The organism is Pirellulales bacterium, from assembly GCA_035499655.1.
Taxonomy (GTDB): Bacteria; Planctomycetota; Planctomycetia; order Pirellulales; family JADZDJ01; genus DATJYL01.
Genome location: DATJYL010000049.1, coordinates 1 through 17628 on the forward strand (window position 1 = coordinate 1; position 17628 = coordinate 17628).

At 57.5% G+C, this 17628-nt stretch carries 17 protein-coding genes; 7 read left to right on the forward strand and 10 right to left on the reverse strand.

Annotation, left to right across the window (positions count from 1 at the left end; translation table 11 throughout):
* Nucleotides 1-364, reverse strand: a 364-nt coding sequence (locus VMJ32_03270; GenBank protein ID HTQ38018.1) for a hypothetical protein, incomplete at its 3' end; no start/stop codon positions are given.
* Between the two features lie 133 nt (nt 365-497).
* A complete protein-coding gene (locus tag VMJ32_03275) occupies nt 498-1787 on the reverse strand; it encodes an A24 family peptidase (protein HTQ38019.1) in 1290 nt (429 codons plus the stop codon).
* Between the two features lie 86 nt (nt 1788-1873).
* Here VMJ32_03275 and hisD point away from each other — a divergent pair, with 86 nt between their 5' ends.
* Genes hisD through hisB form a run of 3 tightly spaced genes read left to right on the forward strand, consistent with a single transcriptional unit; the run spans nt 1874 to nt 4952 of the window.
* Nucleotides 1874-3238: a histidinol dehydrogenase gene (hisD, locus tag VMJ32_03280; GenBank protein HTQ38020.1), complete on the forward strand. Its 1365-nt coding sequence runs from the start codon at nt 1874-1876 to the stop codon at nt 3236-3238.
* A gap of 33 nt (nt 3239-3271) precedes the next feature.
* Entirely contained in the window at nt 3272-4318 is a 1047-nt protein-coding gene (gene hisC / locus VMJ32_03285) for a histidinol-phosphate transaminase (GenBank protein HTQ38021.1), read from the forward strand.
* Nucleotides 4319-4358: 40 nt separating this feature from the next.
* Nucleotides 4359-4952 (forward strand): imidazoleglycerol-phosphate dehydratase HisB, encoded by a 594-nt coding sequence (hisB, locus tag VMJ32_03290; GenBank protein HTQ38022.1) that lies wholly within the window; start codon nt 4359-4361, stop codon nt 4950-4952.
* Nucleotides 4953-4998: 46 nt separating this feature from the next.
* Here the strand turns inward: hisB and VMJ32_03295 are convergent, their stop codons facing one another.
* The 5 genes from VMJ32_03295 to VMJ32_03315 all read right to left on the reverse strand — a co-directional run bounded on the left by VMJ32_03295 (nt 4999) and on the right by VMJ32_03315 (nt 10832).
* Nucleotides 4999-6312, reverse strand: coding sequence for a 6-phosphofructokinase (locus VMJ32_03295; protein ID HTQ38023.1), 1314 nt, complete (start codon nt 6310-6312; stop codon nt 4999-5001).
* Between the two features lie 250 nt (nt 6313-6562).
* On the reverse strand, nt 6563-7906 hold the full coding sequence (gene accC, locus VMJ32_03300) for an acetyl-CoA carboxylase biotin carboxylase subunit (protein ID HTQ38024.1): 1344 nt from the start codon (nt 7904-7906) through the stop codon (nt 6563-6565).
* A gap of 104 nt (nt 7907-8010) precedes the next feature.
* A complete protein-coding gene (gene accB, locus VMJ32_03305; GenBank protein ID HTQ38025.1) occupies nt 8011-8508 on the reverse strand; it encodes an acetyl-CoA carboxylase biotin carboxyl carrier protein in 498 nt (165 codons plus the stop codon).
* An 89-nt stretch (nt 8509-8597) separates the two neighbouring features.
* Entirely contained in the window at nt 8598-9695 is a 1098-nt protein-coding gene (locus VMJ32_03310; protein ID HTQ38026.1) for a Xaa-Pro peptidase family protein, read from the reverse strand.
* Nucleotides 9696-9914: 219 nt separating this feature from the next.
* Nucleotides 9915-10832, reverse strand: coding sequence for a class I SAM-dependent methyltransferase (locus tag VMJ32_03315; protein ID HTQ38027.1), 918 nt, complete (start codon nt 10830-10832; stop codon nt 9915-9917).
* Nucleotides 10833-11157: 325 nt separating this feature from the next.
* Here VMJ32_03315 and VMJ32_03320 point away from each other — a divergent pair, with 325 nt between their 5' ends.
* The 3 genes from VMJ32_03320 (at nt 11158) to VMJ32_03330 (ending at nt 13427) form a co-directional block, all read left to right on the forward strand.
* Nucleotides 11158-11655, forward strand: a complete 498-nt coding sequence (locus tag VMJ32_03320; GenBank protein ID HTQ38028.1) for a hypothetical protein — start codon at nt 11158-11160, stop codon at nt 11653-11655.
* Nucleotides 11639-12457, forward strand: coding sequence for a nickel pincer cofactor biosynthesis protein LarB (larB, locus tag VMJ32_03325; protein ID HTQ38029.1), 819 nt, complete (start codon nt 11639-11641; stop codon nt 12455-12457). The genes VMJ32_03320 and larB overlap by 17 nt, the downstream gene beginning before the upstream one ends.
* A 118-nt stretch (nt 12458-12575) precedes the next feature.
* On the forward strand, nt 12576-13427 hold the full coding sequence (locus tag VMJ32_03330; GenBank protein ID HTQ38030.1) for an NAD(P)H-hydrate dehydratase: 852 nt from the start codon (nt 12576-12578) through the stop codon (nt 13425-13427).
* A gap of 50 nt (nt 13428-13477) precedes the next feature.
* Here VMJ32_03330 and VMJ32_03335 read toward each other — a convergent pair whose 3' ends face one another.
* Nucleotides 13478-13951, reverse strand: coding sequence for a hypothetical protein (locus VMJ32_03335; protein HTQ38031.1), 474 nt, complete (start codon nt 13949-13951; stop codon nt 13478-13480).
* Nucleotides 13952-14288: 337 nt separating this feature from the next.
* On the opposite strand from VMJ32_03335, the gene tatC reads away from it, so the two are divergent.
* Entirely contained in the window at nt 14289-15305 is a 1017-nt protein-coding gene (gene tatC / locus VMJ32_03340) for a twin-arginine translocase subunit TatC (protein HTQ38032.1), read from the forward strand.
* A gap of 173 nt (nt 15306-15478) precedes the next feature.
* Here the strand turns inward: tatC and VMJ32_03345 are convergent, their stop codons facing one another.
* On the reverse strand, nt 15479-15826 hold the full coding sequence (locus VMJ32_03345; protein ID HTQ38033.1) for a P-II family nitrogen regulator: 348 nt from the start codon (nt 15824-15826) through the stop codon (nt 15479-15481).
* Nucleotides 15827-16906: 1080 nt separating this feature from the next.
* On the reverse strand, nt 16907-17628 hold a 722-nt coding region (locus tag VMJ32_03350), incomplete at its 5' end, for an outer membrane beta-barrel protein (GenBank protein HTQ38034.1).

Genomic DNA, 17628 nt, shown 5'->3' on the forward strand with positions numbered 1-17628 from the left:
GAAAGTTCGCCGCATCGCACAATAACGCGTCACTCCCCTTGATTCGCGCAATTTCGTCCAGAACTTCCAGCGCCTGCCGCGCACTGGCCCAACTTGTTCCCCGGGCCGAAACGGCAAACTTCACCGCCAAAAAATTCGGATACCGAATCGGCTGATTGTAATACAACCGTAGGCAATCTCCCGGCATGTGCTTGTGATACCACTGTCCCCACAGCACGCTGAAAATCGACACCAGCTTCGGCCACGGCCGCAAATGAATTGCCGCCAGTTCGCCGTGGCGCACTTCAATCACTCCGTACCGCCGCCAGCGGAGTGCTTCCGCGCCGGTTTGCAAATCGCTCACCGTTTCGAACATCTGGGCCATGCTCAAACATAGCATGGGGAAAGGACCAAGGACCAAGCACGAATGAACAATTTGAAGCCTCTCCCCTTGGCGATCTGTCATTGGTCATTGGGATTTGGTCATTGTTCATTCAATCCCGGCGCGCCGGGATTCGTCATTCGTCATTCATGATTCTCCGCTTCAGCAGCATCCAACCGTACAGCATTCCCGCCAGCAGCGGCAAGCAAACCACAATGGCGCTCGGCACTAGCCACGGGATTTCAAAAATCCGGGCGGCGTAATCCCACAGCGGCACCCAAAACAAAAGCGTCACCAGCGCCGCCAAACACAAAAACGGCCCGTACGGCAACACGTTTTGCCGAAACAACAGCCATTGAATGCCGCCGAACACGACCCCCACAAACGGCGCAATAAAAAACACGATGATAATCGCCTGCCATCCCAAAAACGCCCCAATCATCGCCAGCAGTGTCACGTCGCCAAATCCCATCGCTTCCTGTTGCAGCATCGCGCTGCCAATCACGCGGATCAGCCAAATCATGCCGCCTCCGGCCGCCATCCCTACCAGCGCCGTCATCAATCCGTGCCACGGTTGGCCTCCCTTCACCCATGCCGAAACGATGAGCAACACCCCTGCCACGGCCAGCGGCAACACCCACACCCATTCCGCCCGTGCCGCTATCCGCCACCACATCATACGCCATGCTTTGCCGATTCTTATTCCCCTCCGCCACTGCCGCGGCAACAGCGCGAAACACCACCCCAAATAAATCGCCAGCCCAATTGCCAGCGAAGCCCCGCTCCCCAAAAATGCTCCCGCACCGGTCGGCTGACTAAATGGGTAATCAAACCGCAGCGGGCTGATCAAATTCTCCGGCCGCGGAAAATTCACGTCCACTTGCAGCGACGGCAACGCCGGCGACGTGCAAAACGCGGCCAACAACAGCGCCACCACGGTGCCCGGCACGGTCACAACATCGGGAATCGTTTGTTCGTCAATATCAATGAACGTGGCCACCAGCATCACCGCCAACAGCACTACGTGAATCGCAAACTGCACGTGTAGCAGCCCGACAAACTGTGCCTCAGTCGGCCGACGCCCGGGCCACACCTCGGTCATGTTCAGCGCGTACTGATTAACTTCCAACACGTACAGCGCGGCCACGCCCAGCGCAAAGCACAGCTCAATCAGCATCGGCCGCACCCAAAAGCCGCGCCCCTGCAGCTTTTCCTCCCGCCGCAGCCGCCACCAACCAAAAACAGGCACGCAATCTACCCAGCTACGCCGCGGAATTTTTCCCCGCGTAAAACTCCACGGGCTGATCCGCCGCCTTTGATACGCCAACCGATAAATGCCTAAATTGATGAGCGATCCAAGGCACGCGCCGACGACAAACAACAACAGCATTCGCACGGAAAAAGGCAGCGCCAATAATAGACTCACATTTCACCCTTTTCCTGCGGTCGCCTGACAGTCAGAATACTAGCTTCGCCATTGAACCTGAGCCTCGTGGGCGTGTCCATACAAGTATGTCACATTCTTTGAACCTGTTGCGGATCGACACTCGCCAGGCCGACGTCCGCCAGGCCCTCGCCGATTTGCGTCGCCGCCTTAGCCCGCAAGGAAACATCGTCAGCGAAGCCGGCCGCCAGCGCACGCTGGAGGTCTTCGGCCAGCCCCTTTCGCCGCAGCAAGTCGTGGAGCGAATTTGTCACGACGTGAAAGAAACTGGCCTGCCCGCGGTCCTCGATTATTCAGCCCGAATCGACAAAGCCCAGCTCACCGCCGACACCATCCGCGTCAGCACCGCCGAACTCTCCGCCGCCCATGCCGCAGCCGAGGCCGAATTCTTATCCAGTATCCGCCGCATCCGCCAAAACATTCTCCGCTTCCAGCAAGTGATTTTGCAGCACGATGTCCGTGTCGATTTGCCCGCCGCCGGCGGATATTTGCAGCAGCGCTATTTGCCGCTGGCCCGCGTGGGAATTTGCGTCCCCGGCGGCGCGGCGGCGTATCCGTCCACCGTATTGATGACCGCCGTGCCCGCCCAAGTGGCCGGAGTGAAGCAGTTGGCCGTCATTGCACCGCCGACAAAATTCGGCGCCTCCAATCCCGATCTGTTGGCCACGTGCGCCGAAATCGGCATCACCGAAGTTTACCGACTCGGCGGTGTCCAAGGCGTGGCCGCACTCGCCTACGGTGTCGCAGGCGTTCCCAAGGTCGATAAAATCGTCGGCCCCGGCAATCTGTTTGTCGCCCTGGCCAAGCGGCACGTGTTTGGCGAAGTCGATATTGATTCGATTGCCGGACCGAGCGAAGTGGTGGTCATAGCCGATGAAACCGCTCGCCCCGATTTCACCGCCGCCGATTTAATTGCCCAGGCCGAACACGCGCCGGGCTCAGGCATTCTCATCACCTGGCACGCGCTGCTCATCGATGCCGTGGCCGCAGAACTAGCGCGCCAGACGGCCCATTTATCTCGCGGAGATTTAGCCCGCCAAAGTTTGGAACAGTTCGGCGCGCTCATTCTGGCCCGTAGCGCCGACGAAGCATGCACCCTGGCCGACGAAATCGCGCCGGAGCATCTGCACGTCGCCGCGGCCAATGCCGAAGTCCTGTTGGAAAAAATCCCACACGCTGGGGCCGCCTTTTTGGGTCACTTTAGCCCCGTGGCCGCCGGCGATTATGCGGCCGGGCCATCACACGTGCTCCCCACTGGCGGCACGGCCCGTTTCGCCGCCGGCTTAACCGCCAACGATTTTTTGCGCGGCGGCAGTGTGATTGCGCTGAACGAAGCCGGCTTGACAGCCCTGGCCGACGACATCCGCCGCGTGGCCGAAAAAGAAGGATTAACGGCTCATAAGGCCAGCATCGACGTGCGAATAAACAAATAGCTCCACGCTGTCTTAACCGACCACCGACCACTAATGTCTTTCATCCGTCCCGAAATCCTGGCCATGCAAGGCTACGTTCCCGGCGAACAGCCGCGCAAAGCGGGCATCATCAAGCTCAACACCAACGAAAATCCGTATCCGTCTTCGCCGGCGGTGCAGCGGGCCATCGGCCGGGCCATTCAAGCGGGGCTGCAAAAATATCCCGATCCATTGGCTACCGCTTTCCGTACTCGGGCCGCGGAATTGCTGAGTGTGGAACCGAATTGGATTTTGTGCGGCAACGGCAGCGACGATTTGCTGACCATCGTCACTCGCGCCTTCGTCGGCCAGGGCGATTGCTTGCGGCTACCGTATCCCAGTTACATTCTGTACAAAACCTTGGCCCAACTGCAGGGAGCCGAGGCCGAAGAGGTTTTTTTTGAGAAGGACTGGTCGCTGAGTGAGAAATTCGCGAAATCCCGCCCGCGCTTGAAGCTGGCCTTTCTTCCCAACCCCAACAGTCCCAGCGGCACCATGATTCCCCCGGCGCGCGTCCGCGAAATTGCCGATGCCCTCCCCTGCCCTTTGCTGGTCGACGAAGCCTACGTCGATTTTGCTGACACGCACTGCATCTCGCTCGTCAAACAGTCCGACAAAATCTTGGTCACTCGCTCGCTCAGCAAATCTTATGCGTTGGCCGGGCTGCGGTTCGGTTACATCGTCGCCCAACCGCACATCATCAGCGAGTTGGAAAAAGTGAAAGATTCCTACAATTGCGATTCCCTCTCCATCGCCGGCGCCACGGCCGCCATCGACGATCAAGCCTGGCTGACCGCCAATCGGGCAAAAATTATTGCCACCCGAACCAAACTCACCGCCGGCATGCGGGCCCTGGGCTTTGCGACAGTCGATTCGCAAGCGAATTTCGTCTGGAACCCGCACCCCGCGCTTCCCGTGAAACCGTTGTACGAACGGCTGAAGGTGGCCAACCTGCTGGTCCGCTACATGGATTATCGCGGCTGGGGCGATGGGTTAAGAATTTCCGTCGGCACCGACGAGCAAATTGACGCCTGCCTAAGCCTGCTGAAGGGCATGGTATAGTTGCGAAGAACCTATTCCCCGTGCCGAGCCACTGTCGTTTATGCCCCGCACTGCCGTCATCGACCGCAAAACCGCCGAAACGCAAGTCCACGTTGAGTTGAACCTCGACGGCGCAGGCAACAGTGCCATTGCCACCGGTGTCGGCTTTTTCGATCACATGCTTACGCTGCTGGCCAAGCACGCGGCCTTCGATTTAAACGTCCAGGCCCAGGGTGATTTGCACGTCGATCAGCACCACACCGTCGAAGATGTTGGCATTGCTTTGGGGCAAGCGCTCAAGCAGGCCCTCGGCGGCAAAGCGGGCATCCGCCGCTACGGCCACTTCACGCTGCCGATGGAAGAAACGCTGGTCACCAGCGCCGTCGATTTAAGCGGCCGCTACGCGCTCGTGTTTCAAGTCGCCATTCCGGCCCGCAAAATCGGCCAGTTCGATAGCGAACTTGTCGAAGATTTCTGGCAGGCCCTGGCCGCCAACGCCCTGATGAATTTGCACGTGCTGTTGCACCACGGCCGCAACAGCCATCACATTGCCGAAGCTGTGTTCAAAACCACGGCCCGCGCTCTGCGCATGGCCGTCGAAAACGACCCCCGCATGCCCGGCGTTCCCAGCACCAAAGGCACGCTCAACGGCTAGCGAATATCCAAGCCGACGACTTGTCGTCGGTGGATCACAATTCCATCTACTCGCTCACGTCCGTTTCCAAAAACCGCGCCAGCTTATGGAAATCGGAATCCAAATCGATGTAGCGCACCATCGTCACCAGCGTGTGCGGGTCGACCAACTCTTCGAACGGCACATATTGCAATTCCAATTGGCCGTGGACTGAAACCATCACGCCGTTCAATCGCTTTTCTATGAGCGCCCGATAAGCGCCCACACCTAGCTGGCTCCCCAGCATCACGTCGAAAGCGTGCGGCTTGGAGCACCGCGCTTCGTATCCCAACTGCAGACCAATCACGCGCCGTTCCTTGCCCGTTTGCTTTTTATATTCGTCGGCCACATAGCGGGCCAGCCGCCGGTTCAAATTCACTTGCGCCACGGAAATGTGCTTGTGCTCGTCGCGCGGAATATCTTTCAAATAACTAGCCGGCAGAAACTCGGCCAATCCTTCTGCCACCACGATCACGCCGTACTGCTTGCCTTCTTTCTCCTCGCGAACCCGCATCGTTTTAACGATCCGTTTCACCACTTCGTCCACGTTCATGATTTCGCGCGTTACGCTCTGGCCGGTTTCCTCGTCCTTGCTTTCCTCCATTGCCAAATAATCGCCGTGAATGTCTTCCACGCTAATCACCAGGCTGGCCTCGCCGGCAATGGCCGCCCCATAAGCCAGCCATCCGGCGCTGCGCCCCATGGTTTCGGCCAGGTAATACACCCGCGTGGCCTCGGCATCGTACAGCAAGTTGCGAAGTTCCCCCGCCAGGGCGTCGACCGCCGTGAAATACCCAAATGTGAAATCGATGCCTGTATAATCGTTGTCAATGGTCTTCGGCAAATGCACGACAGGAATGTGCCGCGCCTCAGCCGGCAGCCGGTCCTGAAACAGCTTTAGCTTGTTGGCCGTTTTCAGCGTGTCGTCGCCGCCAATCGAAATCAGCGCGTCCACCCCAATCGAGCACAGTGCCTCATACACCGTGCGCAGCGGCTGCACTTTTTCCGGATCGTCCAAATGGTTCGGATGCGATACCGATTTCCCCGGGTTCGCCCGTGCCGTCCCAATCACAATCCCTTGCGCGCTGCGCACTCGCCGCATCAACCGCGGCGTGATCATGATGTAATCTTTGCCTTCCGTCAGCGGACGGTCCGGGCCAAACTGCATGAGATTGGAATAACCGTTCATAATGCCGACAACCTGAACGCCGTTCCGCATGAACGAGTCGGCTGCGGCCGAAATCACCGCGTTGGCCGCCGGGGCGGGACCCCCCGCAAACACAATCGCCACTTTATGAATCGGCGTTTGCGCATGCGGTGGGGGCGAAAGCGGACTGGACATAATAAACTCCTAGCTGGGCGATAAATGCGTCCACAGTATAGGAAAATGCGTCCTGTTCGGGTAGCGGTGGAAGCTGGTGGAAATTGTCGGCGAAGGAATGAATCGCCAAGCGTCATCTCTCCGCTTGCGCTTTAGCCGCGAGTCGTCCGAATTCTACCAATTCAAATCGAATCTTCCGGCAGCATAGTCGATCTGCTTGCGGTTTAGCCGCGAGCCGATAGGCGAGCGCTCCACCCGCTTCAATGAGCGGTCACCCCAAGAACGTCCGCTCCACAAACGTCGTATCCATTCGACATTCGTGAAACGCCGTATGGGCCAGAATTTCCTGATGCAACGGCACCGTGGTTTTAATGCCCCGCACTTCCAGTTCCGCCAGCGCCCGCTGCATCGTCTCGATGGCCCCCACCCGCGTCGGCTGGTGAACAATCAATTTGCCGATCATCGAATCGTAATACGGCGAAACCGTGTAACCGGAAAAAGCATGCGAATCCCACCGCACCCCAAACCCGCCCGGCGCAATCAACCGCTCTATTTTCCCCGGGCAAGGCTGAAAGTTCCGCTTCGGATCTTCCGCGTTAATGCGGCATTCCAGCGCCGCCCCGCGCTGCGGTACATCGTCCTGCGTAAACCATAGCTTCTCGCCCGCAGCGACCTGAATTTGCGATTTAATCAAATCGATCCCCGTCACCATCTCCGTCACCGGGTGTTCCACCTGAATTCGGGCATTCACTTCGATGAAATAAAAATTGCCGCTTTGGTCAACGATAAACTCCACCGTCCCGGCGTTGGTGTATCCGGCCGTCTTTACCAATCGCACGGCCGCCTCGCACATCGCCTTGCGCGTTTCCACCGTAAGATGCGCCGCGGGACTTTCCTCGATCAGCTTTTGGTGACGCCGCTGCGTGGAACATTCCCGCTCATACAAATGCACGGCGTTTCCATGCTGATCGGCCAGAATTTGCACCTCCACGTGCCGGGGCCGCTCCACGTAACGCTCCAAATAAATTCCCGCATTCCCGAACGCCGCTTCCGCTTCTGCCGCCGCTTGCTGCAATGCGCTTTTCAATGTCAGGTCGTTGGCCGCCACCCGCATGCCCCGCCCGCCCCCACCGGCCGTGGCTTTAATCAGCACCGGAAAACCAATTTCATGCGCCAGTCGCACCGCTTCTTTCTCATCCGCCACCAAGCCCTCGCTGCCGGGCACCACCGGTACTTTGGCATCGCGCGCAATCTTGCGGGCCGTGTTCTTATCGCCTAGCTTGGCCATGGCTTCCGGCGTGGGGCCGATAAAGTCGATATTGCAGCTTCGGCAAATTTCGTTGAAATGGGCGTTTTCCGACAGGAAGCCGTAGCCCGGATGCAGCGCCTGCACGTTGCCAATTTCCGCCGCACTGATGACCCGGTCGATTTTCAAATAACTGTCGGCAGCTTTCGGCGGCCCCACGCAATATGCTTCGTCCGCCAAATCCAGATAATGGGCCCCGCGATCGGCCTCGCTGAAAATGGCCACGGTTTCAATGCCCAACTCGCGGCAGGCGCGGATTATCCGCAGTGCTATTTCTCCCCGATTGGCCACCAGAATGCGTTTGAACATTTCGAGAGCAATTAGCAATTAGCGATTGGCAATTAGCAGGCATTCAAATGCAAAAACGAATCGAATGGATGCTGGCTAGCCGCTAATCGCTAATCGCTAGCCGCTTATTTCCTCGTATCAATTTTGAACAGCGGTTGCCCGTATTCCACCGGCGCTCCGTTTTCCACCAGCACCGCCGCTACCTGGCCCGATATTTCCGCCGGGATTTCGTTGAACACTTTCATCGCCTCGATAATGCACACAATCGTGTCCGGTCCCACGTGGGCCCCCACTTTCACAAACGGCGGCGTTTCCGGGCTGCTGGCCGCGTAAAACGTCCCCACCATCGGGCTTTTGATGACGGCCAAATCGGCGCTCTCTGTGGCCGCGGCAGGCGTCTGTCCGCCGGCCGGCGCAGAATGGGTCATCGCCGGCATCGCAACTCCGCTAGACGGCGACGCCCCGCTGCTGATAAACGGTTCGGCTCCTCGTCGCAGCCGCACGCGCTGCTCCCCCTGCCGCAGGTCAATCTCGGCCAAGTCGTGCTCCTTCATCAATTCAATCAGCCGACGAACTTTCTTTACGTCGAAGATATCGCCAGCGCCTGATTCGGAATCCGCCATGGTGTGTTTCGGGTTGTGCTTAGCCACTGATTTCGCTTCGCTCGCTGGGCGTGATGTCGCCGCTGCTAATTCAGATTTTAGATTTCGCGTCAATTCACCGACACAATCGATTCCTCCCATTGCTTGGGAACCGATGTCAACACCTCGCAACCGCCCCGGGTGACCAGCACGTCGTCCTCAATTCGCACGCCGCCAAAACCCGGCAGGTAAATGCCCGGCTCGACGGTCATCACCATGCCCGGCTCCAATTTCACGGAGCTCTTTTTGGCAAACCGCGGCGCCTCGTGGATTTCCAGCCCCAGGCCGTGTCCCAGGCCGTGCCCAAACTGCTTCCCATAACCTGCTTTTTCAATCACATTACGAGCCGCCCTGTCGATTTCCTCGCACCTCCGCCCGGGCCGAATCGCTTCGATGGCCGCCAGTTGCGCTTTCAACACAACTTCATAAATGCGTTGGAGTTTGGGCGGGATTTTACCGGTCACCAAAGTTCGGGTCAAGTCGCTCATGTACAGCCGCCCCAGCGCCCCCCAATCGATCAGTACGAATGCGGCCTCCCCCACATGCCGTAAACCCGGCCGGTAGTGTGGCAAAGCTGCCCGATCTCCCGTTGCCACAATCGGCGTGAAACTCGCCCCGCGCCCGCCAAACAGCCGCATTTGGTTTTCCAATGCGTCGGCAATTTCTTTTTCGGTTTGCTCCGCTCGCAACGCGGCCCGCACCACCGCAAACGCTTTTTCCGCAATTGCCACCGCCTGGCGGATTTCGGCAATTTCCTCTTTATCCTTAATCATCCGCAGGTGTTCTACCAGCCCCGTCGTCGTGGCCAGCTCCACCTTCTCCGCCTTCTCCGCCAATCGCTCGTAATACCCGACGGACATCGAATCCCCTTCCACTCCCAACCGCGAAACCTTGGCCTGCTTCAACAGCCTGATGCAGCCGTCCAGCATTGATTCGCCCGGTGGTCGAATGTGCAAGTTCAGTCCCGGGCATTCTTCCCCAAGCTGCGTGGTATAGCGCGGATCGCTCAGCAACACTTCGCCGGTGCGCGTCACCAGCAAATAACTGTCGTCGCCGGTGAAACCGGTGAGATACGTGACGTTCGGATAACTTGTAACCAACAGCGTGTCGACTTCCGCTTTCTGCAGCAGCTTGCGAAGCCGGTCGCGCCGGGCGGAAAAATATTCCATATCGCCGGTCGATTAAAATTGCTTAAAAGTTTTTCGCTCGCGGCTTTGCACTCAATACTCGAACCATCGTTGCCGCTCCAAGTGCTCGAATTATGCCCTCGCTCCACAGGGCTTGTCTATATGTGCCCTCTTCGCTTTTCCTCTTTTTGAGTCCAGCGCTATGCGGGGGCCGAGGCAGCCCGCGGAAAGCACCTGCCAGTCGGCACAGCTATCTCGTTATTAAAGCTTCTTCAGCCACATCGCCGCGCCGCGGGAGGCGTCCATCAGCGGGATCAGCCGCTTCACATCCTCAGGATACCGAGCAGTCACAAAACTGTTGGAAAATAAAATCTCAAACGCGTTGTTGTACTGCAGAAATGCCCGGAGCAAATATAACTCGTTCCAAGCCCGTCCGTCCTTCAGCCATTGCAGGGGATACTCGAAGGGGAAAAAAATATCATGCATATGAATCATCACGCCCGGCCGCAGCCGCGGCAGCACGTTAAACAGCAAGTGGTTCACGTCGCTGCCATATTTCGAGACGTGCGATGAATCGATGAACAAAAAGTCTCCCGCCTCCAGTTGATCAAACTCTTCCACGGGCACCCGTTGAACGCCAGAGACTATAATTCGCGCACGTTCAGCGTCTCGCGGCGTCAGCAGTTGGTTCAGTCGTTTTGGGTAGGGCTCGATGAACGTCAATTGCATGCTCGAATCGCAATATAAATCGTTGGTGTCCAGCATCAACGCCGACGTGAATCCGGAACCCACTTCCATAATCCGTCGCGGGCAAAAGCGGCGAATGAACGAAAACAGCGTCACGCTGTCGCAATGTTCGTAATAACCATTTTTCAGCCAAAATCGCCGAGTCGGGGTCTGCTCCTCTGGCCAGTCGAACGCACTAGCCTTCTCTGCCAGCTCCCCTAGCAATTGCCGTTGACCGTCGGCATTCAGATTCACCCCGTCCCACACCGTCGAAGCCAGTGGCTGCCCGTCCGCGAGGGCCGTGATGTCCGGAAGCGGAGAATAAAAGTGCCCCGGCGGGGCAATCCGCATTTGCGGATTACTCAAAATCGGGTGCGCGGCAATCAACTGCTTTTCCAAAAATCGGCGCGTCGATCGGTTTCCCAACAGCCGCCCGACAAGCCACTTCTGCACTTTCCTGCGCGTTCTCCTGGCAGCACCGTCCATAAGCTTGTCGCCTAAAAAAACATCGGTTTCGGCAATATAACCGTGCCCCCCGCAGCGTCAAGACGAGCATCCCAGACGCGGAAGACGAATAACCCCCCATCGAACGTAGCGCCCCGGTGCGGTACGATGTGCAGCGAAGGCTTGAATCCTAACGGGGTGTAATCGAGCGGCACCAATTATGTACAGAATTCAGCGGAATCATTTCTCGGCAGCAAGTCTTCTTCAGCATTTTCCTTGCGGATTGTTATTGGGTTTCCTGTGCCAATCCGACGGCATGCTTTAAGGGGTTATCATGAAAAAACTCTTCACCTGTCTTGGTGTGGTTTTTGCGATAATTATTGTCATTATTATTATCCTCTTTGCTGTTTTTATCCCGAAAGGTATCGAATTCAATCGTGAGGCGATTGTTTACCTTAACAGCGAAGTGCCTAAAATTGTTGAGCACTGGAATTCGCAAGAGTTGCTTGATGCCGCGACTCCCGAGATGAAATCCATGATGAACGACCCCGATGAAGTGGAGCGGTTATTTGTCATGTTTCGCCAGCTTGGCGCGCTCAAACACCTTGATGAGCCCAGCGGAGGCATTTTCATGGGGGCACGCACCCCAACAGGTTCCGCGACGATCGGAAACTACACGATCCCCGGTGAATTCGTGAAGGGACATGGGGTGATTTTAGTCCAGCTTCGCAGGGTCGGCGATTCTTGGAAGATTGACGGATTTCGCATCAATTCAGATGTGTTTCTGCCGCCGAAGCTGGAAGATGCGAGGCACAATGAACAAGCAAAGTAAGAATGATATGGATTCCGCCCACGTCCAACACCTCGCCCAGCAACTCCTCCGCGGCGAATTATCGCTCGATAACTTTCTGCGTAGCCTGGTCCAGCCCAAAACCGCAGATTTGGGCGATGTGCAACTCGATCTCGATCGCCCCCGCCGTTGCGGCTTTCCCGAAGTCATCTTCGGCGAAGGCAAAACACGCGACACGCTCCAGCGGCTAATTCGTCGAATGTTGGACGAGCACATCGACGTGCTGGCCACCCGCATTGCGCCCGACATCGCCGCGGAACTCATCCAAAAATTTCCAACGGCACGGTACAACGAAGTCGCCCGCACGCTCAGAGTGCCGCTGCCAAAATCCGTTGCCGATTCAAAATCAGATAATTCAAAACAGCAGCCAAAAACCTTTGTCGCCATTGTCACCGCCGGCACCACCGACATTCCCGTGGCCGAAGAAGCGCGCGAAACGCTCTCTTGGATGGGCGTGGAATCCGTCCTCATTCACGACGTCGGCGTGGCCGGCCCGCATCGCTTCCCGGAAAAGTTGCCTATGCTCCACGGCGCGGCCGCCGCCATTGTCGTCGCCGGTATGGAAGGCGCACTTCCCAGCGTTGTGGGCGGATACGTGCCCTGCCCGGTCATTGCCGTTCCCACCAGCGTCGGCTACGGCGCCAGTTGCGGCGGATTAGCCGCACTGTTGAGTATGCTCAACAGTTGCGCCGCCAACGTCACCGTCGTGAATGTCGACGCCGGCTTCAAAGCGGGCTACGTGGCCGGCCTCATCGCCCATGGCGCGGCGGCAAGAACGGCATAATCGTTGTTTAGCGCTGCTCCGGCCATTTCGATTTGGTCCCAATTCGCATTTCATCCAGTGCGCTACATAATTCTTGTGGACCCATTTCCTGAACCCTGAACTCTTAACCCTGAACCCCATGCCAACTCCCCCGCTCCCCAAACTTGCCCCGCGACCGCCCGATAGTCACAAAGGAAATTTTGGGCACGCATTACTTGTGGGTGGCTCGCGCGGCATGGCCGGTTCCATTTCGCTTTCCGGCATGGCCGCCCTCCGCAGCGGCGCAGGCCTGGTCACCGTCGCTACTTCCGAAAGCTGCCAGCCCGTGGTCGCCGGCTTCGAGGCTTCCTATATGACCGTGCCCCTGCCGTGCGATGACCAAGGCCGCCTCGCCAAAGCCGCTCACCGCCGAATTGCCGAAATCGCCGCCAAATGCACCACCATCGGTTGCGGACCGGGATTGCAAGTCACGCCCGACCTCGATTATCTCGTCGGACGCATGTATTTCGAGTTCACCCAGCCCGCCGTCTTCGATGCCGATGCTCTCAACGCACTGTCCACACAGCCCGATTTATTTTCGCGCCATGCCGGCCCGCGCATTCTCACGCCTCATCCGGGCGAATTTGCTCGCCTGGCGGGTATTGCCAAGCTTGATCCGGCCGAGCGCGAAGACCGCGCCCGAGATTTCGCCATTCGCGGCAAATTGATTGTCGTGCTGAAAGGCCACCGTACCATCGTGACCGATGGCCACGATCTGTACGAAAACCATACCGGCAACCCCGGCATGGCCACCGGTGGCGCTGGCGACGTGCTAACCGGTATCATCACCGCGCTGTTAGGGCAAGGTCTTTCGCCGTTTGAAGCCGCGCAGTTGGGGGTACACGTCCACGGACTGGCCGGCGATCTCGCAGCCGAAGCCCTGGGCCAAGTTTCTCTCATCGCCAGCGACCTGCTCCGCTTCCTGCCCGAAGCGTTCAAACGTATGGCCTAGAGTAGATCTGAGCAGTCTTCACTGCCACAAGCAACCGTTCCAAGATTAAATCACCAATAATACGCGCCTACAAATGCCCGTCGCGGAAATCGATAAACCGGCGCGGCGTACACCGGCGCTGCAGAGTAATACGGATAATACGGACCGGGGGCCGCGGAATAATATGTGGGTGCGTAATAGGTCGTATACGGCGCCGGGTAATAGTAGCTGGAATAATATCGCGGATAGTAGCTCACATACGGACCCGGGTAATACGCATAGGACGGAACATACCCGTAATATCCGCCGTACCACCACCGCGCCGGCTGCACCTTAATCTCCGTGCGATCTTGTTGGGTCAGAATCGCGTTCCGAACCGGCGCATCCGATGGGCCAATGTCAGACGGATGAACAATCGGTTGATCCGCCGTGTGAACCGGCACTTTGGTGGCCGCGCCCGCCACGCTCGCCGCCAACGCCCACACCACGGCGGCCGCACCGATCACCCACCACCACCAACTGTTGGTTATAGTTCGGGTAGACATGCTCGACACCCTCCTGTTTGCGCCGCAATATCTGGCGCGGATAGGGATTCACCGCTCCCACCACAACCCAACGATATTCTATCCCCCGGCCGCAAAATTGCCAGAGTCATTAAAGATGGCTGCTACCACAGGCCCATTTAACCCGGCCCTGGCCGTTTTGGCCCGTTGGCGGCTTGCGGCAGGGCTTAATATGATGGACCCTTTTACAGCGTCGAACAGTCCAAAAGTCGAAGGGGCCAAAAATCTAAGAGTTGATTAGGCCATTTATCTTGTTCTTTTCGATTTTTCGACGATTTGACTTTTTCGACCCTCCCTGCCGCGTTCCCTCCGCGCCATCATGAGCAAGCAGCTCGACAACGATCCATTCAAAGATTCCGTAATGACCTTCGGGGAGCATCTGCTGGAGCTGCGCAGTAGCCTCTGGCGCGCTCTAATTGGACTGGCCGTCGGCACGCTGCTCGGCTTTTTCTTGGCCGATGCCATTGTCCGCTTCATCCAAAGTCCCCTCGAAAACGCGCTGGAAGTCTATTACCGCAGCGCTGCCGAAGAGGAACTGTACAAAATCAACCCCAATCCCAGCCAGGCTGATCTCGCCCGTGTCCAATCCGAGGGAATGGTTTTCCAGCGCGTCTATGTCGATCCGCAACAACTGGCCGACGCCGTCGGAAAAACGCATCCCGAATTGGTTTCGGCGCCGCAACCGGCACCCCCCGCGCCATCGAATCCCCAATCGCAGGCAGGCCCGTCGCCAGGGCTCCAAGAATTGCTCCTCTGGCATAAGCTCGACAACGATCCTCGCACCCACACCAAAAGCCTCAGCGGGCAAGAGCCCTTCATGATCTGGCTCAAGGCTGCGCTGATCGCCGGCTTCGTCATCGCCAGTCCCTGGATTTTTTTTCAACTCTGGTCATTCGTGGCGGCCGGCTTGTACTCCAAAGAAAAGCGATTGGTGAAGGTTTATTTGCCAATGAGTCTGGGCCTATTTTTGTTTGGCGTGTATATGTCGTTCTTCGTGTTTAAGCCGATCTTAGCGTTTTTCCTCGGCTTCAATCGTTCGATGGGCATCGATCCGGAGCCCCGCATCAGCGAGTGGCTCAGTTTCGTGTTGTTTTTGCCGTTGGGCTTCGGGCTGGCCTTCCAGTTGCCGCTGGTGATGCTGTTTTTGGAGCGCGTCCGCATATTCACGATTCGCTCTTATCTAAGCAACTGGCGAATTTCCGTCCTCGTCATTTGGGTAATTGCCGCAGTGTTGACGCCGGGCGATCCCTACAGCATATTCTTCCTGGCAGTCCCCCTCATGCTCCTCTTCTTCGGCGGCATCCTACTGTGCAAATGGTGGCCACGCGGAAGTTAAATGACCAATGACTAAGCACCAATGACCAATTTGCGGATTCTACGCTTGGTCATCTCACATTGGTCATTGGTCCCGGCGCGCCGGGATGGTCATTCGTTATTCTCCCAGGCCGTTCCATTCCGAGAGCTGCAATTGCGGCGCAAAGAGCAAGCCATTGCCATGATTCGCGCACGTCAGATCGCTTCTCCGCCCCGTTCGCCGGTGCGGATGCGGATGCAATCGTCCATCGGCAGCACAAAAATCTTGCCGTCGCCGATTTCCCCATTGGGCGATGACCGCCCCCCTTTGATAATGGCGTTAATCGTGGGCTCCACAAAATCTTCGTTCACGGCAATTTGCAATTGCACCTTGCGCAGCAAATTCACGCTAATTTCGTGCCCGCGATACAACTCTGCGTGTCCCTTTTGGCGGCCAAAGCCTTGCACGTCCATGACGGTCAATCGGAATACCTCGACTTCCGTCAGCGCGGCCTTAACGGCCTCCAACTTGCTGGGCTGAATGATGGCAATAATGAGCTTCATGGGCAAGGTGTGGGTGGCGTGGTGGGGGCGTTTTAGAGTCGAAAAGTCCAAAGGTCTAAAAGTCGACCAGCCAGTGAGCCGAAGAAGTTCAAACAAGGGAATCGCCCAACTTGCAGACTCTTCGACTCTTCTTTGACCGATGTTAGTCCACCACGAGGTAGCAAACAAGGGCGGCAACATCCGTCAGCCGGCGCGCACAAAAAATGCCCCGGCTTGAGCGGGCTAGGCGGAGCGCCCACCCAAGCCATTGGGGCATCCTTCTGGCCCAGGCATGAGCCGGAAGTTTTTCAAAAGATTTTCGTTGATCGGTTGCCGTCACGCATAAAACGGCACGCGGCAGAGTCAGACTTGTCTGCTAGAAACGGCATCAGAAGTGCGGCCGCCTTTCCTGCAAGTTGGCTTCCCCACAGCCAGCGGGGCGCGCTGGTCGGCCTCGCATTTCCACCGAGTCGTTCAAGTCCGAAAAGTAAAAATAGGTGTCACGAGCTGCCTGGGCAGGCGAACGCCCAACTTTTCTCCTGCAAAACAGCCCGTGACACCCCACACACGCGCTTCTGGCGTCGTCCTGACGCACTGCCACACCACACGTCGCAGGGGAATGCCCGGCGAAAGCCAAGCATCCTTCGTTTTTGTCTCGTGGAATTCCGTGGCCCGTCCGAAATCCCTCGGTCAGTCCAAACAGGTTGCTAATTATATTTCCACAATTAGCGGGCCCCGTTTTTGGATGCACCCATCTCTGCAAGCGCTATGCCAACTCCCAAAATGGAGTGCTACGCCCTCCTGCCACGGTCGCGGAACTGGGTTGTCGGATACGGACTTAGAGACTTCCCGACAACTACAAATCTTCTTCGCTATGGTTCAAATGCCATCATTCTTGCCCGCTTTACAGGCAAGTCCCGCTGCGCCGTCGTGCAAGCCTTTTGCACCGAATCTTGCACAATGACCATTTTTAAAATCCCGGGCTTCCTTAACCCGTATTGCGTGCCGCAACGATGCCGACTTGCAAACCCGCGCGCAAAAAAAAGCCCACGGGTTTTATCCCGTGGGCTTCGTTCAATTCAAATTCCTCTCAAATCGTGCTTACCACTGGTAGATGGCGTCCAGACCGAACAGGAACTGGTTCCGGCTGTTGCCATCGTTGTAGGGCAAGCCATTGGTGCCCGGTGCACCCGTGTACCAATCGTAGCGGATTTCCGGACGCAGAGCGAAGTTGCCGTTCGGCTTGTAGTTCAAGCCAATCGACGTCTCGTAGAAGTCGCCGGTAAATCCACCGAAGGCCGTGCCGCCGGCGTCAATGCTACGCAGCGGTTCCGTCACGACAAAGCCGTCCTGATCGCGGAACCATTCAAACCGCCAGCCGAGGGTCCAGCAGCAATTGATCTTGTAGAACAAGTACTGATTCACGCCGTACCACGTGGCGGTCGAGGCGCCGTCGGCGTCGGAGGCATCCGCTTGCCAACCGTCGTCGTTCTGGAACACATAGGTCCAGCGGCTGGTCAGGTTGCGGGTCCACACGGTGCTAATCATCGTGCGGTTAGCAAACGGTCCTTCGCCGGAGGTGTTGATGGTGCTTTCGTCACCGGTGATGATCGAGAACGCCAAGCTGCCGTAGGCTGCATCGGTGTAGGTGATGCCGCCCAGGAATTGGGCGCCTTCTTCCAAGCTGAAGTCGTTCCAACCGGCCACCACGCCCGCGCTCCAAGCCCAGTTGTCGTTGATGTTGCGGCTGGCCAGCACGCCGGTGTGCGTGAACGGTTCGCCGTATTGCATGGTGTACGAGTGCGTGTAGAAGAAGTTGCCGA